This is a genomic window from Amycolatopsis sp. NPDC051372, assembly GCF_040682095.1.
Taxonomy (GTDB): domain Bacteria; phylum Actinomycetota; class Actinomycetes; order Mycobacteriales; family Pseudonocardiaceae; genus Amycolatopsis.
Genome location: NZ_JBFBAF010000006.1, coordinates 30,974 through 52,034, shown reverse-complemented (window position 1 = coordinate 52,034; position 21,061 = coordinate 30,974). Strand labels below are relative to the sequence as shown.

Genomic DNA, 21,061 nt, shown 5'->3' with positions numbered 1-21,061 from the left:
TTGTTCGCTCAGCTGGGAAGGTGACATGAAAACCTTGCAACGCGCGGCAATACTTGCCGCCACCATGTCCTTGGCGGTGAGTGGCTTTGCGTTGCCGGCAGGTGCGGTACCTTCGGGTGACGCGCCGGTTGCGGCGTCGGTCGCCACGCAGAGACCGAAGGAGCAGGTGGCCAAGGACAAGCAGGGCCGCGTGCTCCTCTACGTCAGGGGGGACAACGAGACTGCCCTACGCGCGGCGGTCCAAGCCGTCGGCGGAACGGTTTCCGCCGCCCAGCCCGGTCAGGTCCGGGCCGCGGTCGACGAGGCCGAAGTCGACGCGCTCGCCAAGCAGCCCGGCGTGCACGCGATCCAGCGGCCCACCAAGGTGCTGCCGTCCGCGATCACGTCCGAGGGTGTGGCGGCGTCCGGCGCGGATTCGTGGCTCCAGGCCGGGAACAAGGGCGCCGGCGTCAAGATCGGCATCCTCGACGTCGGGTTCGGCGGGCTCGCGGACGCACAGGCAGCGGGTGAGCTGCCCACCGGGACCCAGCTCGTGACGAACGGCTCGAACTGTCTCGATGCGACGGTCGACGACGACCACGGCATCAACGTCGCGGAGGTCGTGCACGACATGGCGCCGGACGCCACGCTGTACCTCTCGTGCGTGCAGGACACCATGGGGTTCGCGCCCGCCGGGGACTGGTTGCAACAGCAGGGCGTGCAGATCATCAGCGCCGCGATCTCGGTGCCGGGTTCCGGCCGTGGCGACGGCACCGGGCCTGATGCGAACAGCCCCGCGCAGGTTGTCGAACGCTCCCGACAGGCCGGAATCCTGTGGTCCACCGCGGCGGGCAACTATGGTCAGCTGCACTACTCCGGCCAGGCCGCGGATCGCAGCGGCGCCAACGGGTGGGTCGAGTTCAGCGGCACGTCCGAGGTCAACGGCTTCGCCGTCGGCTCCGGTCTGTCGGCCACGGTGACACTGCGCTGGGATGCGTGGCCGGTCACCACCAAGGACCTCGACCTCTACGTCACCGATCAAGCGGTGGCGCCGACCGGCGTCAACGACCCGCACGTGGTGGCCAGGTCGACGTTGTCCCAGCGGGACACGACCGGAGGCGCCGCCCCAGTCGAGGAAACGACCTTCACCAACACCACCGGGTCCGCCGGCAGCTTTTACATCTGGGTGAAGAACAACAACGCGCCGTTCACCACGTCCTTCGACCTCTACGTGACCAAGCGCGGTGGCGGTTCGCTCCAGTGGCCGACGCCGGCCGGGAGCATCGCCGAACCCGCGAGTTCGCCGTACGCGTTGGCAGTCGGTGCCACCAAGCCGGCGTCCGGCCAGCTCGAGCTGTACAGCAGCCGCGGCCCGACGGTGGACGGCCGCATCAAGCCGGACCTCACGGGCTTCGACGCCGTCAGCACCGCGACCTACGGCACCGACGGGTTCACCGGAACCTCCGCTGCCGCCGCTCACGTCGCCGGCGCTGCCGCCCTCTTCAAGGGCGCCAACCCCCAGCTCGACGCCACCCAGCTCGAGGCCCTGCTCAAGTCGCGGGCCAAGCCGGTCGCCGGCGGATCCCCCAACGACTGGGGCGCGGGCATCCTCGCCATGGGCTCGCCCGGTTCCGCGCCCGGCGCGGTTCCCGGCGCTTTCAACCCGCTGACCACACCGGCGCACATCCTCGATACCAACACAGCGGTCGGCGGGCACCAGCGCAGGTTCACCGCCGGCGAGACGTTCACGCTGGCCATCCCGGGCGTGCCGAACAACGCCACCGCCGTGGTCCTCACCGTGACCGCCGGGCTCGCCGACGGGCCGACCGAGCTGCAGTTCACGGCCGAGAACCCGGGTGCGGCGCAGCCGATCCGATTCCCGCTGCATACGAGCAGGCAGACCGCACTGACGATGGTTGTCCCGCTCGGAGCCGACCACGCTGTGCGGATCCACAACACCGCGGGCACACCGGGGGTGTTCATCGACTACGCCGGCTACTTCAGCCCAGACGGTGTCGGCACGTACACCGCGGTGCCGGGTGGCACGCGCCTGTTCGACACCCACGATGCAGCCGCCGCCCGGCACACCCCGCTGGGCGCCAGCGAGGAGTTCGCTCTGCAAGTTCGCGGCAACTCCGGGGTCCCGGACAACGCGAATGCCGTGGCCGTCAACCTCACCGCGGAAGAAGCGACCGTGCCGACCACGATCGCTGCTTACCCGCAGACCTACCCGGCCAGTGAAAGCAGCCTGTTCCTTAACATCGGCCAGAAACGCTCGAACCTGGCCATCGTCCGGATCGGCGACGACGGCAAGATCCGGCTGCGGAACTCGGCCGGGCTCACGCACGTCGCGGTCGATCTGCTCGGCTGGTTCGCGCCGGGCGATGGCGCGATGTACGTCCCGACGCTCGGCGCGGCCCGTGTCCTCGACACGCGCACCGGTAGCGGCGTTCCGCGCGCGTCGATCGGGCGTGGTGCTTCCGTCACGGCCCAGGTGACCGGGGTCGGCGGGGTGCCGACCGGTGCGACCGGTGTGCTGGTGACCGGTTCCGCGGCGGACAAGATCGTCACGACCGGTGTTTCGTTCTACGCGCCCGAAACCGGTTGGGCGGATGCCCCGGCGCTGGTCGCGGACCAAGGCCAGACCGCGCCGGTCACGACTCTGGCGCCGCTGGGCAGCGGCGGCAAGCTGACGGCGGCCAACGCTGACGGCGCGGTCGAGATGTCGGCTGACGTGACGGGCTACTTCGTCGGCGGCTCGCCTGCCGCGGCAGCAGGCAATTGCGTCGCTCCGACTGACGAGCCCGGGTTCTTGTCCATCCTCGACGGGCGGCCGGAGACCTCCCTGGCGAAGTGGGGCCCGACCGGCGCGGTGCAGGACGGGTGCGAGTTCGGTACGCCGACCGGCGCCGGAGGGCCGTGGAACCCCTCCGACATGTACGACAACGACTACACCCTGCGCGTGGACTGGAAGGCCACCGGGGACAACGCCCAGGCCGGGGTGTCGCTCGGGTTCTCCCGCACGCCGGGCGCGTTGTCAGGGATCCAGGTCGCCATCGGCGGGTCGTCGTCGGCGCCGACCGACGCCACCGGCGCGATCAAGGGAGCGCAGGCGCCGCTCACGTCGGCCGCGAAGCCGGTCGGGGAGTGGAACACGTTCGAGATCACGCTGGCCGGGCCGAAGGTCACCGTGCTGCTCAACGGCACGAAGGTCAACGAGTACACGAAGCCAAGCGGCTTCGAGCGGCGCACGATGATGCAGCTGGTGAGTGGTAGCACCGGCGACGAGGTGAAGTTCCGCAACCTGCGAGTCCGCTCCAACCGGGTTTCGGGCAGCGACCTGATCACCGGCCTCGGCGGCTCGTGCCTCGACTTGAACGGCGGCGTGCCGACCAGCTCGACCGTGCAGACGTTCAGCTGCAACGGCAGTCCTGCTCAGCAGTGGACGGCCGGTGACTTGCTGTTGCACGTCGTGGGCCAGTGCCTCGACACCCAGAACGCTTCGACCGCCGCAGGCACGCGAGTGCTGGCGGTGGGCTGTTCGGGAGGGGCGACCCAGGAGTGGCAGGTCTTCGCCGACGGCAGGATCTTCAACCTGGCGTCCGGGCGGTGCCTGGCAGCGTCCGGTTCGACGAACGGTTCCGCGGTGACGATCCAGGACTGCAACGGGCAAGCCCAGCAGATCTGGGGGTTCACGAACCGCAACGCCATGGCAGACCAGCTGCTGAACGGCGTCGGGAGCTGTCTGAACGTGACCAACCGTGTCACGGCCGACGGTGCGGCTACCGCCGCGGCGGGGTGCATCCAGTCGCTTTCGGACAACTGGACGTTCGCTACCGGTGACACCATCAGGGCCCTCGGCCGTTGTCTGGACCTCAAGGCAGGCGCGCTGACCGACGGGACGCAGGTCGTCGAAAACGCGTGTAACGGTGACCTCGCGACGCAGAGGTGGGAACTCAGGGGAGACGGCACGATTGTCAACCCGAAGGCCGGCAAGTGTCTCGACGCCACTCAGGGCGCTGCGTCGGCGACCATCCAGTCGTGCACCGGATCGGTTTCGCAGACGTGGACGCCCGAGCGGCTGTACTCGCACAAGGGCAAGATGCTCGGAATCCTGGGCAAGTGCGTCGACGTGAACGGCAACGTCGATGCCGACGGCACCGCCATTCAGCTGTTCACCTGCAATATCAGCGCAGCGCAGCAGACGACGGTGCAGAGCGACGGGACCATCCGGATGAAGAGCCGGTGCCTCGACGCGACGAACGGTGGGACGGCCAACAACACCACCGTCCAGCTGTTCACCTGCACCGGCGGTTCCGGTCAACGCTGGTTCCAGCGGCCGGACGGTCAGGTCGAGAACCCGGCCTCCGGGCGTTGCCTGAGCACCCTCAACGGCGGTGACGCGGACGGCACCCGCCTGGTGCTCTTCGACTGCCAGTACTCGCCGAACCAGCGCTGGAGCGTGGACTTCGAGTAGCAGTTTCGACGTTGGGGCGATCGAGGACATTTCCTGTCCTCGATCGCCTCTAGCGTTTTCGGCATGACTCTCACCCCGTTCCGCGTCAACGTCCCGCAAGCCGACCTCGACGACCTGCACGAACGGCTCGCCCGGACGCGCTGGCCGGACCAGCCCGAGGGCGTCGGGTGGGAGCTGGGGATTCCGGTGGACGAGGTGAAGGACCTGGCGGAGCACTGGCGCCTGCGGTTCGACTGGCGGACGGCCGAGGAGCGGATCAACGCGTTTCCGCAGTTCACCACCACCATCGATGGCGAGAACGTGCACTTCCTCCACGTCCGCTCGCCCGAGGAGCGCGCTACGCCGCTTCTGCTGACGCACGGCTGGCCCGGGTCGATCGTGGAGTTCCTGGACGTGATCGGACCGCTCGCCGACCCCCGCGCGTACGGCGGGGACCCCCGCGACGCTTTCCACGTGGTCGTCCCGTCGATCCCCGGCTTCGGCTTCTCCGGCCCGACGCGCGACCGCGCCTGGGGCCCGGCCCGCGGGGCGCGCGCGTGGGCTTCGCTGATGACCACCCTCGGCTACGACCGCTTCAGCACCCACGGCGGCGACTGGGGCGCGCTGATCTCCCGCGAGCTCGGCGTCCAGTTCCCTGCGCGCGTGCTCGGGGTGCACGTCACCATGCTGCCCACCGCCGTCGCCCGCTCGGAGTCGGACCTGGAGGGCTTGACCGGCACCGACCTGTCGTTGGCTGAACGTTCATTGGCGAAATCCCGCGCCTTCCAACACACCGGAACCGGCTACGCGATCATCCAGTCCACCAAGCCGCAAACGCTTGCCTACGGCCTCACCGACTCACCCGCCGGCCAACTCGCGTGGATCGCGGAAAAGTTCCGCTCCTTCTCCAACACCACCCACGATCTCATCGACCGCGACGACCTCCTCACCGAGGTCGCCCTCTACTGGTTCACCGCCACGGCCAACTCGTCCGCCCGCATCTACGCCGCATTGGAGGGTCCGTGGGGCGCGCCCCTCCCCGTTTCCACGGTCCCCACCGGCGTCGCGGTGTTTCCCGACGACATCGGCCTGCCCCTCCGCCCCCTCGCCGAACGCACCGACAACATCGCCCACTGGTCCGAGTTCCCGGCCGGCGGCCACTTCCCGGCCCTCGAACAACCGGACGCGCTGATCGGTGACATCCGGAAGTTCTTCGGGAGCTTGTGAACTGGGGGTGTGAACGGTCTCTTCGCGCTCGGTCGCCGGTGCGAGGGGACCGTTCGGACTCAGTCGGCGGTGCGAGGGGACTGTTCGCGCCGGTGCCGCGGTGCGAGGGGACCTTTCGCGCCGGTGCCGCGGGGCGACGGGACCTTTCGCGTCCACTTGGCGGCGCGCTGGGACCGTTCGCGCACGCCGGCGTGAACGGTCGTTTCACACTCGCCCGCCGGCGCGAAGGGACGGTTCGCACTCAGTCGGCGGCGCGAAGGGACTGTTCGCGCCGGTGCCGCGGCGCGAGGGGACCCTTCGCGTCTACGTGGCGGCGCGCTGGGACTGTTCGCGCTCGCCGGCGTGAACGGTCGCTTCGCGCTCGGTTGTCAGCGCGAAGGGACGGTCCGCACCCACCCGGCGGCATGAAGGGACGGTTCGCGCTCGGGTCACGGCGAGGAAGGACCGTTTGCGCCGCGGCGCCGGTTCGAGCGGACCGTTCGCAGCCGCCCACGGGGTATGAGAGGACCGTTCGTGCTCCGGCAGCGGAGCGAGGGGATCTTTCGCGTCCACGCGGCGGCGCGCTGGGACCGTTCGCGCTCGGTCGGGGGCGCGCTGGGACCGTTCGCGCTCGGTCGGGGGCGCGAGGGGACCGTTCGCGCTCGGTCGGCGGCGCGAGGGGACCGTTCGCACTCAGTCGGCGGCGCGAAAGGCGCGTTTGCACCGAGTTGACGAGTCGAGGGGACCGCTCGCGGCCGCCCGCGCGGCATGAGGGGACCGTTCGCGCTCAGGCAGTGGCGCGTGAGGACCGCTCTCGCGGGAGCGATGGGACGAAGGGGTCGCTCGCGACCACCAACCGACCGACCGCCAACCGACCGACCGCGAAAAGCCCGCTCACCCCGAAACAGCAAGAAGGGACCGTTCACACGCCACCCAGCGCACGAACGATCCCCTCATCACCGACGACTCACCGCGTCGAGCAAGACCTCAAGACCGCAAGACCTCAAGACCTCACAAATCGAGACCTCACAAATACTGCCCAGTCCCACTGATCCCAGGCCTCTGCCCCTCAGCACCGGGGCCACCCGGCATCACCGCACCCGAGGACCCCGCCGGCAACCCCCGGCGCATCTGCTCCAGCTGGACCCGCGCCGCCATCTGCTGGGCGAACAGGGCCGTCTGGATGCCGTGGAACAGCCCCTCCAGCCACCCCACCAGTTGGGCCTGCGCGATCCGCAGCTCGGCGTCCGACGGAGTCGAGTCGTCCGCGAACGGGTGCACCAGGCGCTCCAGCTCTTCGCGCAGCTCGGGCGCCAGGGCCTCCTGCAGTTCGCGCACCGAGTTCTGGTGGATCTCGCGCACCCGGTTCCGGCTGGCGTCGTCCAGCGGTGCGGCGCGGACCTCCTCCAGGAGCTGCTTGATCATCGTCCCGATGCGCATCACCTTGGCGGGCTCTTCGACCAGCTCGCCGACGGCCTCCTCGCCCTCGGGTGCAGCCGAGGAAACACCCCTGACCGGGGCCCCGTCGGGGCCGACGACCACCACGTGGGGGGTCGACTCGGCGTCGGAAGTCTGCCGGAAGTTCGGCTCGCTCATGTGCTCCATCCCATCAGAAACGCCAGCGTCGCGTCCGAGCGTAGTCGCATGAGCCAACCCCGCGGTAACCGCTAAACCGCACGTCCGTACGGTGTCACCATGGCGTTCGACGTCGCTCGTATCCGTGGGTTGTTCCCCGCGCTGGGTGACGGCTGGATTCACTTCGACGGCGCCGCCGGAATGCTGGTCCCGGAACAGGTCGCTTCGGCCGTTTCGACGGCCATGCGTGCCCCGGTGTCCGGGCCGGGGGGAGCGTTTCCGGCCTCACAGCGTGCGGAGAGCATTGTCACCGCGGCCAGGCGAGCCGTGGCAGATCTGGTCGGGGCGGACCCGGCTGCCGTCGTGCTCGGGCCGAGTGCGCCGGTGATGCTGCGGCGCCTCGTGGACGCGCTGGCGGAGCGCTGGACGATCGGCGACGAGGTCGTCGTGTCCCGGCTCGACGAGGAAGCGAACCTCGCGCCGTGGCAGCGCGCCGCGAAGCGCGTGGGCGCGGTCGTGCGCTGGGGCGAGATCGACATCGAGACGTGCGAGCTGCCTGCATGGCAGTACGAGAACCTCGTGTCCGCCCGCACCAAAGCCGTCACGGTCACGCTCGCGTCCGGCTCGGTCGGCACGCGGCCCGACGTCCCCACGGTGATCGAGTTCGCCAAGCGCGTCGGCGCGCTCGTGGTGGTGGACGCGACGTACGCGGCCCCCTTCGTGCCCCTCGACCTCGCCGAGCTGGGCGCAGACGTCATGGTCGTCTCCGCGCAGGCGTGGGGCGGCCCGTCGGTGGGCGCGCTCGTGTTCCGCGACCCCGAGATGCTGGAACGCATCCCGTCCGCCTCGCTCGACCCGGCCGCCCGCGGCGCCGCGCGCCTCGAGCTCGGCCCCCACGCGTACCCGCTGCTCGCCGGACTCGTCGCCTCGATCGACTACCTCGCCGGCCTCGACGACGCCGCGTCCGGCTCGCGCCGCGAAAGACTCGTGACGTCCCTCGGCTCCGCCAAGTCGTACCACGCTGGCCTGCTCGCCCAGCTGTCCACGGAGCTCCGCTCGCTGCGGCACGTGATGGTGATCGGCGACGCGATGCGCCGCATCCCCGCGCTCGCGTTCGCCGTGCAGGGCAAGAAATCGCCGGAAGTCGCGGAGTACCTGGCGTCGCAAGGCCTCTGCGCCTTCGCCGACGACGGATCGGCCGGCGTGTTCGCGTCGCTCGGCGTCGGCGAGGTCGGTGGCGCGGTGCGCATCGGGCTCGCGCACTACTCCAACGTCTTCGAGATCAACCAGCTCGTGCGCGTCCTGGAAGAGCTGCGCTGACGCCCAGCGCAGCTCCCCGGCTCAGGACTTCGCGGTCAGCAGGATCTTCCCGAACACGTCGCCCTCTTCCAGCATCCGGTGCGCGGAAGCGGCCTCGGCCATCGGCACGACCTGGCCGATGATCGGCTTCACGGACCCGTTTGCCACCAGCGGCCACAGGCGTTCGCGCACGTCGGCGACGATCGCGGCCTTCTGGTCGAGCGGACGGAACCGCAACCCGGCGGCGAAGACGCTCGCACGCTTGCCCAGCAGGCTGCCGATGTTCAGCTCGCCCTTGATCCCGCCCTGCATGCCGATGATCACGAGCCGGCCGTCGGTGCGCAGCGCGTCGACGTTGCGCTGCAGGTACTTCGCGCCCATGTTGTCGAGGATGACGTCGGCGCCCTTGGCCTCGGCACGCAGGACCTCGACGAAGTCCTGCTCCTTGTAGTTGATCGTGATGTCGGCGCCGAGCTGGCGGCAGCGTTCCAGCCGCTCGGGCGAACCGGCGGTGACGGCCACGGTCGCGCCCAGCGCCTTGCCGACCTGGATCGCGTGGGTGCCGATGCCGCCCGCGCCGCCGTGGATCAGCAGCGTCTCGCCTTCGGCGAGCTTCGCGTGCATCACGACATTGGCCCACACCGTGCAAGCGACCTCCGGCAGCCCGGCCGCCGCGAGCAGCTCGACCTCACCGGGCACGGGCAGGAGCTGGCCGGCGGGCACGACCACGCGCTCGGCGTAGCCGCCGCCCGCGAGCAGTGCGCACACCTCGTCGCCGACTTGCCAGCCTTCGACGCCCTCGCCCAGCTCCGCGATCGTGCCGGAGCACTCGAGGCCGATGGTCTCGCTCGACCCGGGCGGTGGCGGGTAGTTGCCCTGGCGCTGCAGCAGGTCCGCCCGGTTGACCGCGCCGGCGGCCACGTCGAGCAGTACTTCACCGGGACCGGGGCTGGGGTCGGGGACTTCGGTCCACTCGAGAACTTCGGGACCGCCGGGTTCGCGGATCGTGATCGCGTACATGCGCCCGACTGTATCCCCCACCTCGCAGTCTCCGCCGAATGCCGCATTGACGTTCCGGACACCGGGCACAAAGGTGAGCAACCATGTCATTAACCCGTAAAAGACTCATCCCGCCGGTGATCCTGGCGGCCTGCGCGACCCTGGCGATGGGCACCACCCCGGCCGTGGCCGCGAAGAGCGACGACCTCGCCAAGCAGCTGACGAAGAAGGTGACCCTCGACGGCGTCAACCGCCACCTGATCGCGCTGCAGCGCATCGCCGACGCCAACGGCGGCACCCGAGCCGCGAGCACCGACGGGCACAAGAAATCCGCCGAGTACATCGCGGGCAAGCTCGAAGCCGCGGGCTTCAGCGTCACGCGGCAGGAGTTTCCCTTCACCTACAACGAAACCCTCGCCGAGACGCTCACCGTCGACGGCGCCGGCGTGCCGGTGATCGCGATGGAGTACACGCCCTCGACGCCGGTCGGCGGCATCACCGCACCCCTGGCCGTCGTTCCCGCCGACGCCACCCCGGGCTGCGAAGCGAGCGACTACACCGGCGTGACCGGCAAGATCGTGCTCGTGCCGCGCGGCGCGTGCCCGTTCGCGCAGAAGCAGCAGGCCGCGGCCGACGCGGGGGCGATCGGCGCGCTCATCTCCAACAACGAACCCGGCCCGCTCAACGGGACACTCGGCACCCCCGCCGACGCGCGCATCCCCACCGGCGGCCTGTCGCAGGCCGACGGCCAGGCGCTCGCCGCGAAGGACGGCGCCACCGTGCAGCTGGAGCTGCGCACCTTCCAGGAAGCGCGGATCAGCTACAACGTGATCGCCGAGACGAAGACCGGCCGCAAGGACAACGTCGTGATGCTCGGCTCGCACCTCGACAGCGTCCCGGCAGGCCCCGGCATCAACGACAACGGCACGGGCTCCGCGGCCCTGCTCGAGACCGCGCTGCAGCTGGGCGCGAAGCCGAAGGTGAACAATGCCGTGCGCTTCGGCTTCTGGAGCGCGGAGGAGTTCGGGCTCGTCGGGTCCACGTACTACGTCGATTCGCTGAGCTTCGAGCAGCAGCTCGACCTCGCGCTGTACCTGAACTTCGACATGATCGGCTCGCCCAACGCCGGCTACTTCGCCTACGACGGCGACGATTCCGACCACGTCGGCGCCGGCCCCGGCCCGTATGGCTCCGCCCAGATCGAGAAGACGTTCGTCGACTACCTGACCGGCCGCGGTGTCGCCGTCGAGGGCACCGACTTCACGGGCCGCTCGGACTATGGCGAGTTCATCGCCGTCGGCATCCCGGCGGGCGGCCTCGACACGGGCGCCGAGGTGCTCAAGACCGAGGCCCAGGCCGCGAAGTGGGGCGGCACGGCGGGTATCGCGTTCGACCCGTGTTACCACCAGGCGTGCGACAACCTGGGCAACGTCGACCGCGTCGCCCTGGACCGCAACGCCGACGGCCTCGCGTGGACGCTGGGCGTCTACGCGACCAGCACGGAGTCGGTGAACGGCGTCGCGCCGGGCAAGCCGGGCAAGGCGGCGAAGAAGCACTCCGCGCACAAGCTCGCCGCCACCGGGGACACGGCGGCCGCGTAGTTTCCCGAAACAAGGAAGGGCACCTTCAGGGACTCAGAGTCCCTCAAGGTGCCTTTCCTTGTTTGTGCGGGGTCAGCCCAGGTTGTTGGTGCCGAACGTGTTGCAGCGCGCCGGCTGCCCCGACGTGAAGCCGGTGGTGAACCACTTCTCCCGCTGCGCCGACGTCCCGTGGGTGAAGCTCGACGGGTCCGCCTGCCCGCTGCCGAGCTTGGTCTGGATGTAGTCGTCGCCAATGCGCGACGCTGTGTCGAGGGCGCTGGCGATGTCGTCCTGCGTGATGTTCTGCACCAGCGGTTTGCCGGATTCCGTCGGCGTCGTGGAGGCGTGGTTGGCCCAGACACCGGCGTAGCAGTCGGCCTGCAGCTCCAACCGGACGGAGCCCGACGTCGGCCCGGTGCCGGTGCCGCGCTTGGACGTGCCGGTGAGGTTCTGCACGTGGTGGCCGTATTCGTGGGCCAGCACGTACGCCTCGGTGAACAGCCCGCCCTGCGCGCCGAAGCGGGTCTTGAGCTCGTCGAAGAACGAGAGGTCGATGTACACGTCCGAGTCGGCCGGGCAGTAGAACGGGCCCGTGTCCGACGTCGCGCTGCCGCAGCCCGTGCGCACGCCGCCGGTGAAGAAGCGCGTCGGCGCCTTGCGGTAGGTCTGGCCGCTGCGCGCGAACTCCTGCGACCAGTAGTCCTGCACGGAGTTGATGATCGCGACGATCGCGCAGTCGTGGTCGCGGTTCGCGTCCGCGCCGGTGTGGCACTTCTGCGAGAGCGTGGTGCTCTCCAGCTGCTGGCCGGAGCCCACGTTGTCGAGCCCCAGTTCGCTCGACGCGCTGTTGGTTCCGAGGCTCGCTCCGCCGAACTGGGAGATCAGGAAGTAGATGATCAGACCGACCACCCCGATCCCGCCACCCCCGATCGCCACGCGGCCGCCGATACCACCGCCGCCACCACCGCTGCCGCGGAGGTCCTGGACCTCCGAGGTGTCCAGCCCCGCGTCGTCGTCGAATTGCACAGCGGCAGCGTAACGGGCGAGCCGGACACAAGCCGTCCTGCGGGCCGTACCCCGGACACAAGCCTGGGTGCGGCCCATGCGCTGCGGACCGCACCCAGGAACTACCGAGGTTCTTCTGTTGACGGCGGTTGGCCACCGGCCGGGCCGGCGTCCGGCGGAGCCGTCGCGGTGCCGAGGCCGCGAGGAGAGAACAACGCCAGATCGACGCCGGATGCGCGAGAAGAATGCCGAGCGCACCGTAGATGCCCACTCGTGCTGTTCACAGTCGCGACCGGTCCGTATTCAGGCCGTGCCGGCCGCGGGGACACAGCGGGCGGTCAACCGCGGGAATCACCTGCCATGCAACCACCTGGCCTTCCCGGTGGGAGGTCGGTCCGGCGGCGCCCTGACGGCCCGCCTGCTACCTGATCAGCCCATCCGTTGACAAGAAGAATGCGCTTTTTCGGCTCAAGTCTCAACCGTTTCGTAACCCACCTTCGGGGGAAGCTTCCCGAGTTTTTCACCTGACTCCTCGGTTGGGTCTCGACCTGGTGCCGGGGCGCGCAGCGCGTCGGCCTGCCTTCTACCCTTTTGCGATGACCGACGAGCAGGCCGTGCGCTGGCTGACCGGCGTCGAGCAGCACGCGTGGCAGATGTACATCGTCGCCTCGCTCCGGCTGCGCCAGCGCCTGCACCGCGAGCTCACCGAGGCCCACGGGGTTTCGCTCGCCGACTACGAGGTGCTCGTCTGCCTCGCCATCTACCCCGACAAGCGCGTCCGCATGTCCGAGCTCGCCTACCAGCTGGGCTCCACGAAGAGCCGCCTGTCGCACCAGATCAGCAAGCTGGAGGTCGGCGGCCTCGTCCGGCGCTGCCCCGACCCGGACGACAGGCGCGGCGTCATCACCGAGCTCACCGGAGCCGGCCAGGCCCTGCTCGACGCCGCCGCGCCCACCCACGTGCGCGGCGCCCGTGAACACCTCATCGACCTGCTCACCCCGGAGGAACAGGCCACGGTCGGCGCGGTCTTCGGCCGCGTCCTCGAACACCTGGACGACCTGGACAACCGGCGCGATACCCTGACCGACAGGGAAGCGTGGCAGAGCGGCCGAATGCAGACGCCTTGAAAGCGTCCGTAGGGAAACCTACCGGGGGTTCAAATCCCTCCGCTTCCGCAAGTGCGCGTCGAAAAAGCCGCTGAGGGCGGCTTTTTCCTTGCGCAGCATGGTCTCCGGGTCCACGTCGCCGATCACGGCGCGCACCTTCGCCGGGTCGGCGCCGAGCTGCGGCAGCCATGCCTGGTAGTCCGTGAACGAGCCGTGCTCGCCTGCCGGCTCGTGGAGGTCGGCGAGCGGCCCGCGCTGATGGCTGACGAACGAAGCCCAAGACGGATCGGTCGCGCTGCTGTGGTCACCCGCGCTCATCAGCAGGAACGGCCGGTCCAGCCCCTCGGTCGCGGCTCGGCCGAACCGGCTCGCGGGCGCGTTGAAGACCATGCTGCCGTCGAGGTTCGCGCCGGCCACCACGCGCGGGTCGGCGGCCATGACCTCGGCCGCGGTGAAGCCGCCGGCGGAGTGGCCGAACATGCCGACGCGGTCGAGCCCCAGCCGGTCCAGCACGAACTCCACGTCGGCCACTCGGGCGGCGATGACCTTCCGGTTCACCGCCTCCGATGAAGGCGGCAGCGTGCTCGGTTCGACGCGTCCGCCGGGCAGGTCCACCGCGAGCGCGTCGTGCGTGTGGTCGAGGCTGACCACGACGTAACCCTCACTGGCCAGCTGCTCGACCAGTACGGTGCCGAGCAGGCGCGAGCTCTGCGCGCCGGGGGAGTAGAGGAGCACCGGGTGCCGGCCGGGCAGCATCGGCGCGCCGGCGCGGGCGGGCGTGGTGAAGCCGAAGTCGAACGGTCCGGCGCCGAGAGCGGCGTGGGCCTGCGCGTTCACGGCCGCGGCGATGCCGTCGGGCAGGTACTGCGCCGGCCGGCCGCCGGGTCGCGCCGGGTAGGTGAGCGTGATCATCAGCTCGCGCGACCCGCCGGTCCACGGGTCTTCGCGCGTCCGGTCGACGAGGTAGCGGTCCTGCGTGCCGACGGCGTGACGCCCGGTCGGCGCGGGCAGGTGCAGCTGCGGCGTGGCCGTCGCGGGGACGGAGGCGAGCAAGCACAGCGCGGCGGTGAAAACGGCGATCAGGGATCTTCTACGCATGCCACCGACGCTAGGGAGACAGCCCTTCGGCGCGGATCGGGAACGTCCCCGAGCCCGACCCTGAACCTGTCGCTCCGGCGGACCCCCAGGTCGCACGGCGAACGCCTGACTCGTTCCCAGGCAGCGTCAGGGCTTCTTCAGTTCCTTCAGCGCCATCCGCGCCCGCACTTCCGGCCGGCGCAACGGCGGCACGGTCGCCGGGGGCTGACGGCGGTCCGGGAGCTCGTCCAGCAACCGCGCGGTGATCGCCGCGATTTCCGCCACCGCCGCCTCGAACGGGTCGCGCGTGGCGTCCGAAAGCGACTGCACGCCGGTCACCTTGCGGACGTACTGGCGTGCTGCCGCTTCGATCTCTTCGGTTGTCGCGGACGGTTGGAGCCCGCGCAGCGTCGTGATGTTTCGGCACATGCGTGACAGGGTACGTCTCTTCGGGAGCCCTCATCACACTGTCGGGCCATCCTCGTTGACGCCGCCAGACGCGCTTGGGCAGTCTCGATGAAGTGCCCCTCAGACCACGTTCGCTGCGTCCCGCTCGCTCCGCCGTCGCTCAAAAAGTCCCTGAAGACACACCGATTCCCGAACAGGTCTGGCAGCGCGTGCCCGCCGATGAACTGGTCACGCTCGTTTCCCTGATCCTTGTGGCACATGATTTTCCCGACGATCGCGCGCGCATGGCCGCGGAAGCCTTGTGCCACGGCGATCTCACGGGTTCGCCCGACACCGGCGTCGTGGAGCTGCTGCGAATTCACCTGCCCGCTCTGGAAAACGGTGAGGTCGCACCGCGCGCCGAGCCGTTGATGATCGCCGACCGCGGTGCCGCCGCGCTCATCGACTACCGGCGCGCCACCGGCCTGTGGGCCGTCGGCGACGCGATGGACCGCGCCGTCACGCGGGCCGGGCGCTTCGGCGTCGGGCTGATTTCGATGCGGGGCGTCGGGCCGTTCGGCCGCGTCGGGCACCACGCCGCGCGCGCGTTGCCCCACGGGATGATCGGCCTGGTGATGGCCGCCGGCGAGGTCGGTGCCGGCCACCCGCTCGGCATGGCCGCGCCCGCCGGCGCGTACCCGGAGTTCGTCCTCGACGTCGACTTGGGCGACGCCTCGCGCAACCCGCAGTTCGCGGGCTTCGCGTTGCTCGTGGACGTGCTGGCGGGCGTGCTCTCCGGCGTCGCCGACCACGAGAACGACACGGGCCTGCTCGTGCTCGCCATCGCGCCCACCACGCTGCGCAGCGCCGACGGCTTCTACCGCGCGGCCAGCGCGTTGTTCGGCAGCATGCTCGGGTGGGAAGGCGGCACGCCCATCCGCTACCCGGGCTGGCGCGAAGCCCAGTACCTCGAACAATGCCGGGCGGTGGGCGTGGCGCTGAGCGCGCCGGTGCGGCGTCAGCTCGATTCGCTGGCGCTCGGACTGGGGCTACCGCCGCTGACCAGCATGGGTTAGCGCGCGAGCGTCACCCGTCCGCGGTCGCCACCGACGGCCACCACGTCGCCGTCGGAGAGCTGGCGGCCGCGGCGGGTCTCGACCTCGTCGTTCACGGTGACCCCTTCGTTCTCGATGAGGTCCTTGGCGTGGCCGCCGTCCTCGGCGAGACCGGCCAGCTTCAGGAACTGGCCGAGCCGGATCGGTTCGCCGGTGATGGGCACGTCACGCACGGGCTCGCTCATACGCCGCATCATCCGCCATCGGCGCTCACGGGCGCGAGGTGGCTTGTCGGTACAACGCGGTGACGTCGTCGTCGAAGTAGCTGTTGTACGACACGTCGTCGGTGTCGCCGCCGGTCTCGAAGCCGCCGACCACACCGATGACGGTGCCGAGCTTCGTGCGCGGGTCGGCGTCGGCCACGAACGGGCCGCCGCTGGTGCCGGTGGCGAAGCCGGAGCAGTCCACGCGCAGCTGGAAGGTGTCCTCCTTCGAGGTCGTCGTGCTGCAGACGGCGGGGACGTCGGAGCCGTCGGGGTAGCCGGTGACCGTCACGGATCGCGCGAACGGACCGCTAGCGCCGAGGCGGTTCGCGCCCGTCACGGTCTCGAGCGGTCCTCTCGCGCCGGTCTGGTGGGCGGTGGCGAAGCCGACGTCGAGGTTCGGGTCGGAGTCGTCGGCCCAGCCCCGCGCCACGAGCTCGTCGCCGACGTCCCAGAAGCCGAACGGAGCCACGCCGTCGTGGAAGCCGGGCGCGAAGGTGACGCCGGTGAGGTACGTGCCGCCCGCGCCGTCGTGAAGGCAGTGGGCGGCGGTGAGCAGCTCGTCGCCGCGGTCGCTGTGGACGACGCTCGCGGTGCAGTAGTGGGAGCCGTTGAGGAACAGCGCGCCGACGGCCGCGTTGTCGGGCCGAGCGGGCGTTTGCGCTGGTGAAGCACGGTGTCCGGCGACGGCCACGACGGTCCCCGTCGCGCCGAGCACCACCACCGCGCCCAGCGCGAGCACCACCCGTGCCCGTCGCATCCATCCTCCCGAAGATCGCTTCCGCCACTAGTATCCAAAACCTGGAGCACCGGAGGAGGGGAGCGGCGATGAAGGAGTTCACCGACAAGGTCGCAGTCATCACCGGAGCGGGTTCGGGCATCGGCCGCGCGCTCGCGCTCGGGCTGGGCCTGCGCGGCGCGCGGCTGGCACTGTCCGATGTGGACGCCGAGGGCCTGGAGGGCACGGTCGAGGCGGCGAAGGCGCAGGGTGCGGACGTGCGGGGCTACTCGCTCGACGTCTCCGACCGCGCCGCCGTGCTGGCGCACGCGGACGAGGTGGCCAATGCGTTCGGCCGGGTCAACATCGTGGTCAACAACGCCGGCGTCGCGCTGGGCGCCACGGTGGAGGACATGACGTTCGAGGACTACGACTGGCGCATGGGGATCAACCTCGGTGGCGTCGTGAACGGCACCAAGGCGTTCCTGCCGCATCTCGTCGGCTCCGGCGATGGACACCTCGTGAACATTTCGAGCGTGTTCGGATTCGTCGGAGTGCCCACTCAGAGTGCTTACAACGCGGCCAAGTTCGCCGTTCGCGGATTCACCGAGGCGTTGCGTGAAGAAATGCTCGCGGCGCGTCATCCGGTGGCCGTGAGCTGCGTGCACCCGGGCGGCATCAAGACCAACATCGCCCGCCACGCGCGCGGCGGCAACGACGGCGACCAGGAGGCCGTGGCCGCGGGCTTCGAGAAAATTGCCCTGACCACACCGAAGAAAGCCGCCGAAACGATCATCCGCGGGGTGGAACGGCGGTCCGCCAGGATCCTCATCGGACCCGACGCGTACGTCATCGACGCCATCCCGCGCGTGCTCGGGTCGGCGTATCAGCGGCCGCTCGCGACTATGGCGCGGCTCGGCTTCAAACGGATGGGGAAGAACTGAATCCCGTCCGACGTGCGGGAGTTCGGTTGCCCCGGAAAGTCACCGTCACCCAATGGAGTTGCCTTTCTGACAAACCCGTCGGAAATGCACCAGAATGCTGACGTCCATCCGAGTGCCCGTACCCCGGAGGTACCTTCCATGCTGCGCACCGCCGAGCGACGCGCCACTTCGCCCGCCGATGAGCTGCTCGACCGCACGGGCATCCTCGCGGCGAGCGTGCCGCGCGGGCGCCGCAGTCCGGAGGACACCCAGCCGATCCCCGTGGTGCCCGCGCTCCTGCCCATCGCCGGAGACGGGGCCAGCGCCACCGTGCTCGTGCCTCTCGCGCCGCGCCCGCGCGTCGTCGCCCGCCGCCGCACGCGGGGCTGGGTCGCCGGCACCGCCGCCCTGGCCCTGCTCGCCCTCGGCTGGTTCGCCGGCGGCCTCTTCTCGGGCTCCTTCACCGGCCGCACCACCACCGACGACGTCGCCGTGCCGGCCGACCAGCACGAGCTCGTCGCCCCGGCCGCTCCGCTTCCGGCTCCCGCCTCGACGCCTGCCGCCCCCGCCGCGCCCCCGGCCGCCCCGGTGACCGTGTACGTCCCGGTCCCCGACCACAAGGCCGCCACACCCGCGAAACAGCACGTCCCCAGTCGCCCCACCACCCCCCGCACCTCCGCCGGCGGCTCCGACCACCGCCCCACCTCCACCCCGGACGACGACGACCTCCGCTCCGACACGAAGTCCACCCCGGCCAAGTCACCGGCCGCGACGCAGTTCGGCGAGTACATGTCGCAGTGGCAGCCGTGGATCGACTTGGCGGACCGGATGTCGCGTCGCTGACCAGCGGTTCAGCCAACCAGACGCTCGGCGCGCAATCGCTGACCGGCGGCCGACCTGCTTCGCGCGACACGGCGTGCCCGCGCGTCGAGGCCCCGCGCTGACGGCAGGCCTGTGCCATTGTCGGCGGACGATTGCCGCGAGTCCGGTTCCGAACCCCGGCTCCGGAGCAAGGCGCGGTTGAACCGCTGACCAGCGGTTCAGTCCAGCTCGGCGCGTGACCCGAAGCCCAGCCCGGCCAGGGTCAGCCGATCCAGACGTACTCGTGTTCCGGGCGTCCGGTCGCCCCGTAGCGGAGGCGCATTTCCACCGCGCCCGAGTCGGCCAGGGCGGTGAGGTAGCGCTGGGCCGTGGCGCGCGCCATGCCCAGCTCGCCGGCGACCTCCGCCGCCGACAGTGGGGCGCCCGACGTGCGCAGCCGCTCCGACACGAGCCGGGCCGTCGCGGTGGACTGGCCCTTCGGGGTGGTCGCGCGGTCCTGGTCGTGCAGTGCGCGGTAGGCGCGGTCGACGTCGTCCTGGGTGAACGGGCGGTCGGTGGTCACCTGGGTTCGGAAGCGGGCGTACGCGGTGAGCCGCTCGGCCAGCTGGCGGGTCGTGAAGGGCTTGATCAGGTAGTTCAGGGCGCCGGCGCGGATGGCGGCGGTGATGGACGCCGCGTCGGTCGCGGCGGAGAGGACGATCGTGTCCGTCGCGAGGTCCGGCAGCACGGAGAGGCCGGGCTCGTCGGGCAGGTAGATGTCGAGCAGCACGAGGTCCGGCGTCAGCTCGCGCACGCGGGCGCGCGCCTCCGCTGCGGTGTGCGCGATGCCCGCGACGGTGAAGCCCGGCACCTCCGCCACGAACCCCGCGTGGACGCCCGCCACGCGGAAGTCGTCGTCGACGATGAGCGTGCGGATCATGAAAGAGCCTCCACGAGCAGATCAGGCAGTTTCGCGACGAACAGCGCGCCGGCCGCCTCGCCGCCGGCGTCGGCGAGCCAGACGTCCCCGCCGCGAGCGCGGGCCGCCTGCCGCGCGAGGGCGAGCCCCAGCCCGTGGCCGGGCGTGAGTTTCGTCGAGACGCCTTCGTCGAACAGTGTGTCACGCAACGGCTCCGGCACGCCGAGCCCACTGTCCACAACGGACACGTGCAGCGTCGAGCCCTCCGCGAACAGCCCGACCTCCACCGTCGCCGGCCGGCGCGGGCCCATGCGCGCCGCGTGCAGTGCGTTGTCCACGAGGTTGCCGATCACGGTCCCCGTCGCGACGGGATCGGTCACCGAACCGCGCACGAACGAGTCGTCCGCCAGCTTCAGTTCCACGCCCTTTTCCAGCCCCTGCTCGGATTTCGCCACCAGCAACGCCTGCAGGTACGGGTCGCGCACCGCGTCTCCACCCAGCGGCGCCGAGCGCGCCGACGTCGTCTCGGTCAGCGTCTGCAGGTACTCCTCCGCCTCGGCGTGGTGCCCGAGCTGCAACAGCCCCGACAACGTATGCAGCCGGTTCGCGAACTCGTGCCGCTGCGCGCGCAGGCCGTCGGACAGCGAGCGGATGCCGTCGAGCTCGCGGCTGAGCGTGTCGAGGTCGGTGCGGTCGCGGAACGTCAGCACGGTGCCGAGCGCGCGGTCCTCTCGCTGCACTGCGCGCGAGTTCATCACCAGCACCCGGTTTCCCGCCACCGCAAGGAGATTGTCCACGGGCTGACCGTCGGCCACGGCCTTGCGCACCCGCGGTGACAGGTCCAGCTCGTCCAAAGTGGCCCCCACCGGCAGGTCGATCCCGAGCAACCGCTCGGCTTCGTCGTTGCGCACGGACACCCGCCGTGACCCGTCGACGGCCAGCATCCCTTCGCCGATCCCGTGCAGCACGGCTTCGCGTTCGTAGAGCAGTTCGGTGAGCTCGCGCGGTTCGAGGCCGTGGGTGACGCGGCGCAGCCGGCGGTTGAGCAGCGCCGACGCACCGGCGCCGAGCAGCAATGCGAAACCGGCGAACGCCAGCGTCAGGAGAAGTAGCCGGTTGAAGTCGCTGGTCAGCTCGCTCACGTCAAAGCCGACGCTCACCTCGCCGACTACTCGCGAGTCCTGCCAGATCGGCGTCTTGCTCCGCACCGACACGCCGAGTCTGCCAAGCTGGACCGCGCTGACCACGTCGTTGCCGGCCAATGCCTCATCGGCCGGGGTACTGACCTTTTGCCCGATCAGGTCCGGTGTCGGATGGGCTAGCCGGATCCCGTGGTCGTCGGTGATCACCACGAACAGGGCTTCGTTGGCATGGGTGGTGTGCAGCACCAATTGTTCCAGCGGTCCGCCTTGATTTCGGGCAGCGGCCGCTTGGATCACAGCCGGGTCCACAGCGACCGATTTCGCGATCGCGAGCGCCCGTTGGCCGTACGCCTCGGCGGTCGTCTCGCGCAGGAGCCAGGCCACCAGCGCCACGCCAAGACCTACCACGAGCACCACCACCCCGATCTGCAACAGCAGGACCTGGCGGGTGAACCGCATGCGTTCGAACAACGCCCACTTCGGCATGCGAGGCAACATACCCCCAGCTCAGGGCCGTGCGCGAAATGAGCAAAACGTGGAGAACGAGCAGAGCGCACGCAGAACGTCGACA

At 70.3% G+C, this 21,061-nt stretch carries 17 protein-coding genes and 1 tRNA gene; 9 read left to right on the top strand and 9 right to left on the bottom strand.

From position 1 onward, the window contains the following. Positions 1-166: 166 nt before the first annotated feature. Both AB0M56_RS11095 and AB0M56_RS11090 read left to right on the top strand, forming a co-directional pair. The gene (locus AB0M56_RS11095) at positions 167-4,456 is read left to right on the top strand and encodes a ricin-type beta-trefoil lectin domain protein (protein ID WP_364173622.1); all 4,290 of its coding nucleotides are present in this window, start codon (positions 167-169) and stop codon (positions 4,454-4,456) included. A 63-nt stretch (positions 4,457-4,519) separates the two neighbouring features. Beyond that, entirely contained in the window at positions 4,520-5,662 is a 1,143-nt protein-coding gene (locus AB0M56_RS11090) for an epoxide hydrolase family protein (protein ID WP_364173619.1), read from the top strand. Between the two features lie 1,005 nt (positions 5,663-6,667). Here AB0M56_RS11090 and AB0M56_RS11085 read toward each other — a convergent pair. Continuing rightward, the gene (locus tag AB0M56_RS11085; protein ID WP_364173616.1) at positions 6,668-7,246 is read right to left on the bottom strand and encodes a bacterial proteasome activator family protein; all 579 of its coding nucleotides are present in this window, start codon (positions 7,244-7,246) and stop codon (positions 6,668-6,670) included. A 90-nt stretch (positions 7,247-7,336) separates the two neighbouring features. On the opposite strand from AB0M56_RS11085, the gene AB0M56_RS11080 reads away from it, so the two are divergent. After that, complete coding sequence (locus AB0M56_RS11080; RefSeq protein ID WP_220245647.1) at positions 7,337-8,536, top strand: cysteine desulfurase-like protein; 1,200 nt, start codon at positions 7,337-7,339, stop codon at positions 8,534-8,536. A gap of 21 nt (positions 8,537-8,557) precedes the next feature. On the opposite strand, the gene AB0M56_RS11075 is transcribed toward AB0M56_RS11080, so the two are convergent. Then, on the bottom strand, positions 8,558-9,535 hold the full coding sequence (locus tag AB0M56_RS11075) for an NAD(P)H-quinone oxidoreductase (RefSeq protein ID WP_364173613.1): 978 nt from the start codon (positions 9,533-9,535) through the stop codon (positions 8,558-8,560). An 83-nt stretch (positions 9,536-9,618) separates the two neighbouring features. Here AB0M56_RS11075 and AB0M56_RS11070 point away from each other — a divergent pair, with 83 nt between their 5' ends. Continuing rightward, the gene (locus AB0M56_RS11070; RefSeq protein WP_364173611.1) at positions 9,619-11,115 is read left to right on the top strand and encodes a M28 family metallopeptidase; all 1,497 of its coding nucleotides are present in this window, start codon (positions 9,619-9,621) and stop codon (positions 11,113-11,115) included. 72 nt (positions 11,116-11,187) lie between these two features. On the opposite strand, the gene AB0M56_RS11065 is transcribed toward AB0M56_RS11070, so the two are convergent. Beyond that, the gene (locus tag AB0M56_RS11065; protein ID WP_364173608.1) at positions 11,188-12,120 is read right to left on the bottom strand and encodes a neutral zinc metallopeptidase; all 933 of its coding nucleotides are present in this window, start codon (positions 12,118-12,120) and stop codon (positions 11,188-11,190) included. 575 nt (positions 12,121-12,695) lie between these two features. On the opposite strand from AB0M56_RS11065, the gene AB0M56_RS11060 reads away from it, so the two are divergent. Then, entirely contained in the window at positions 12,696-13,226 is a 531-nt protein-coding gene (locus tag AB0M56_RS11060; RefSeq protein WP_364173606.1) for a MarR family transcriptional regulator, read from the top strand. Further along, positions 13,190-13,274, top strand: a tRNA-Ser gene (locus AB0M56_RS11055). Before AB0M56_RS11060 ends, AB0M56_RS11055 begins: the two co-directional genes overlap by 37 nt. Here AB0M56_RS11055 and AB0M56_RS11050 read toward each other — a convergent pair. Both AB0M56_RS11050 and AB0M56_RS11045 read right to left on the bottom strand, forming a co-directional pair. Further along, complete coding sequence (locus tag AB0M56_RS11050) at positions 13,245-14,303, bottom strand: alpha/beta fold hydrolase (protein ID WP_364173603.1); 1,059 nt, start codon at positions 14,301-14,303, stop codon at positions 13,245-13,247. The genes AB0M56_RS11055 and AB0M56_RS11050 overlap by 30 nt on opposite strands. A 126-nt stretch (positions 14,304-14,429) precedes the next feature. Next, a complete protein-coding gene (locus tag AB0M56_RS11045) occupies positions 14,430-14,711 on the bottom strand; it encodes a DUF2277 domain-containing protein (RefSeq protein ID WP_220245653.1) in 282 nt (93 codons plus the stop codon). 92 nt (positions 14,712-14,803) lie between these two features. Between AB0M56_RS11045 and AB0M56_RS11040 the strand changes: the two genes are divergently transcribed. After that, complete coding sequence (locus AB0M56_RS11040) at positions 14,804-15,745, top strand: Ldh family oxidoreductase (RefSeq protein ID WP_364173600.1); 942 nt, start codon at positions 14,804-14,806, stop codon at positions 15,743-15,745. Here AB0M56_RS11040 and AB0M56_RS11035 read toward each other — a convergent pair. After that, positions 15,742-15,969 (bottom strand): RNA-binding S4 domain-containing protein, encoded by a 228-nt coding sequence (locus AB0M56_RS11035; protein ID WP_364173597.1) that lies wholly within the window; start codon positions 15,967-15,969, stop codon positions 15,742-15,744. The two genes, AB0M56_RS11040 and AB0M56_RS11035, sit on opposite strands and share 4 nt — an antisense overlap. Positions 15,970-15,994: 25 nt before the next feature. Then, entirely contained in the window at positions 15,995-16,747 is a 753-nt protein-coding gene (locus AB0M56_RS11030; protein WP_364173596.1) for a serine protease, read from the bottom strand. A gap of 68 nt (positions 16,748-16,815) precedes the next feature. Between AB0M56_RS11030 and AB0M56_RS11025 the strand changes: the two genes are divergently transcribed. Together AB0M56_RS11025 and AB0M56_RS11020 are read left to right on the top strand one after the other, a co-directional pair. Next, positions 16,816-17,649: an SDR family NAD(P)-dependent oxidoreductase gene (locus tag AB0M56_RS11025; RefSeq protein ID WP_364174192.1), complete on the top strand. Its 834-nt coding sequence runs from the start codon at positions 16,816-16,818 to the stop codon at positions 17,647-17,649. 138 nt (positions 17,650-17,787) lie between these two features. Beyond that, complete coding sequence (locus AB0M56_RS11020) at positions 17,788-18,471, top strand: hypothetical protein (protein ID WP_364173595.1); 684 nt, start codon at positions 17,788-17,790, stop codon at positions 18,469-18,471. Positions 18,472-18,712: 241 nt separating this feature from the next. On the opposite strand, the gene AB0M56_RS11015 is transcribed toward AB0M56_RS11020, so the two are convergent. Both AB0M56_RS11015 and AB0M56_RS11010 read right to left on the bottom strand, forming a co-directional pair. Further along, the gene (locus AB0M56_RS11015; protein WP_364173593.1) at positions 18,713-19,369 is read right to left on the bottom strand and encodes a response regulator; all 657 of its coding nucleotides are present in this window, start codon (positions 19,367-19,369) and stop codon (positions 18,713-18,715) included. Continuing rightward, the gene (locus AB0M56_RS11010; RefSeq protein WP_364174189.1) at positions 19,366-20,949 is read right to left on the bottom strand and encodes a sensor histidine kinase; all 1,584 of its coding nucleotides are present in this window, start codon (positions 20,947-20,949) and stop codon (positions 19,366-19,368) included. The genes AB0M56_RS11015 and AB0M56_RS11010 overlap by 4 nt, the downstream gene beginning before the upstream one ends. Between the last annotated feature and the right edge of the window lie 112 nt (positions 20,950-21,061).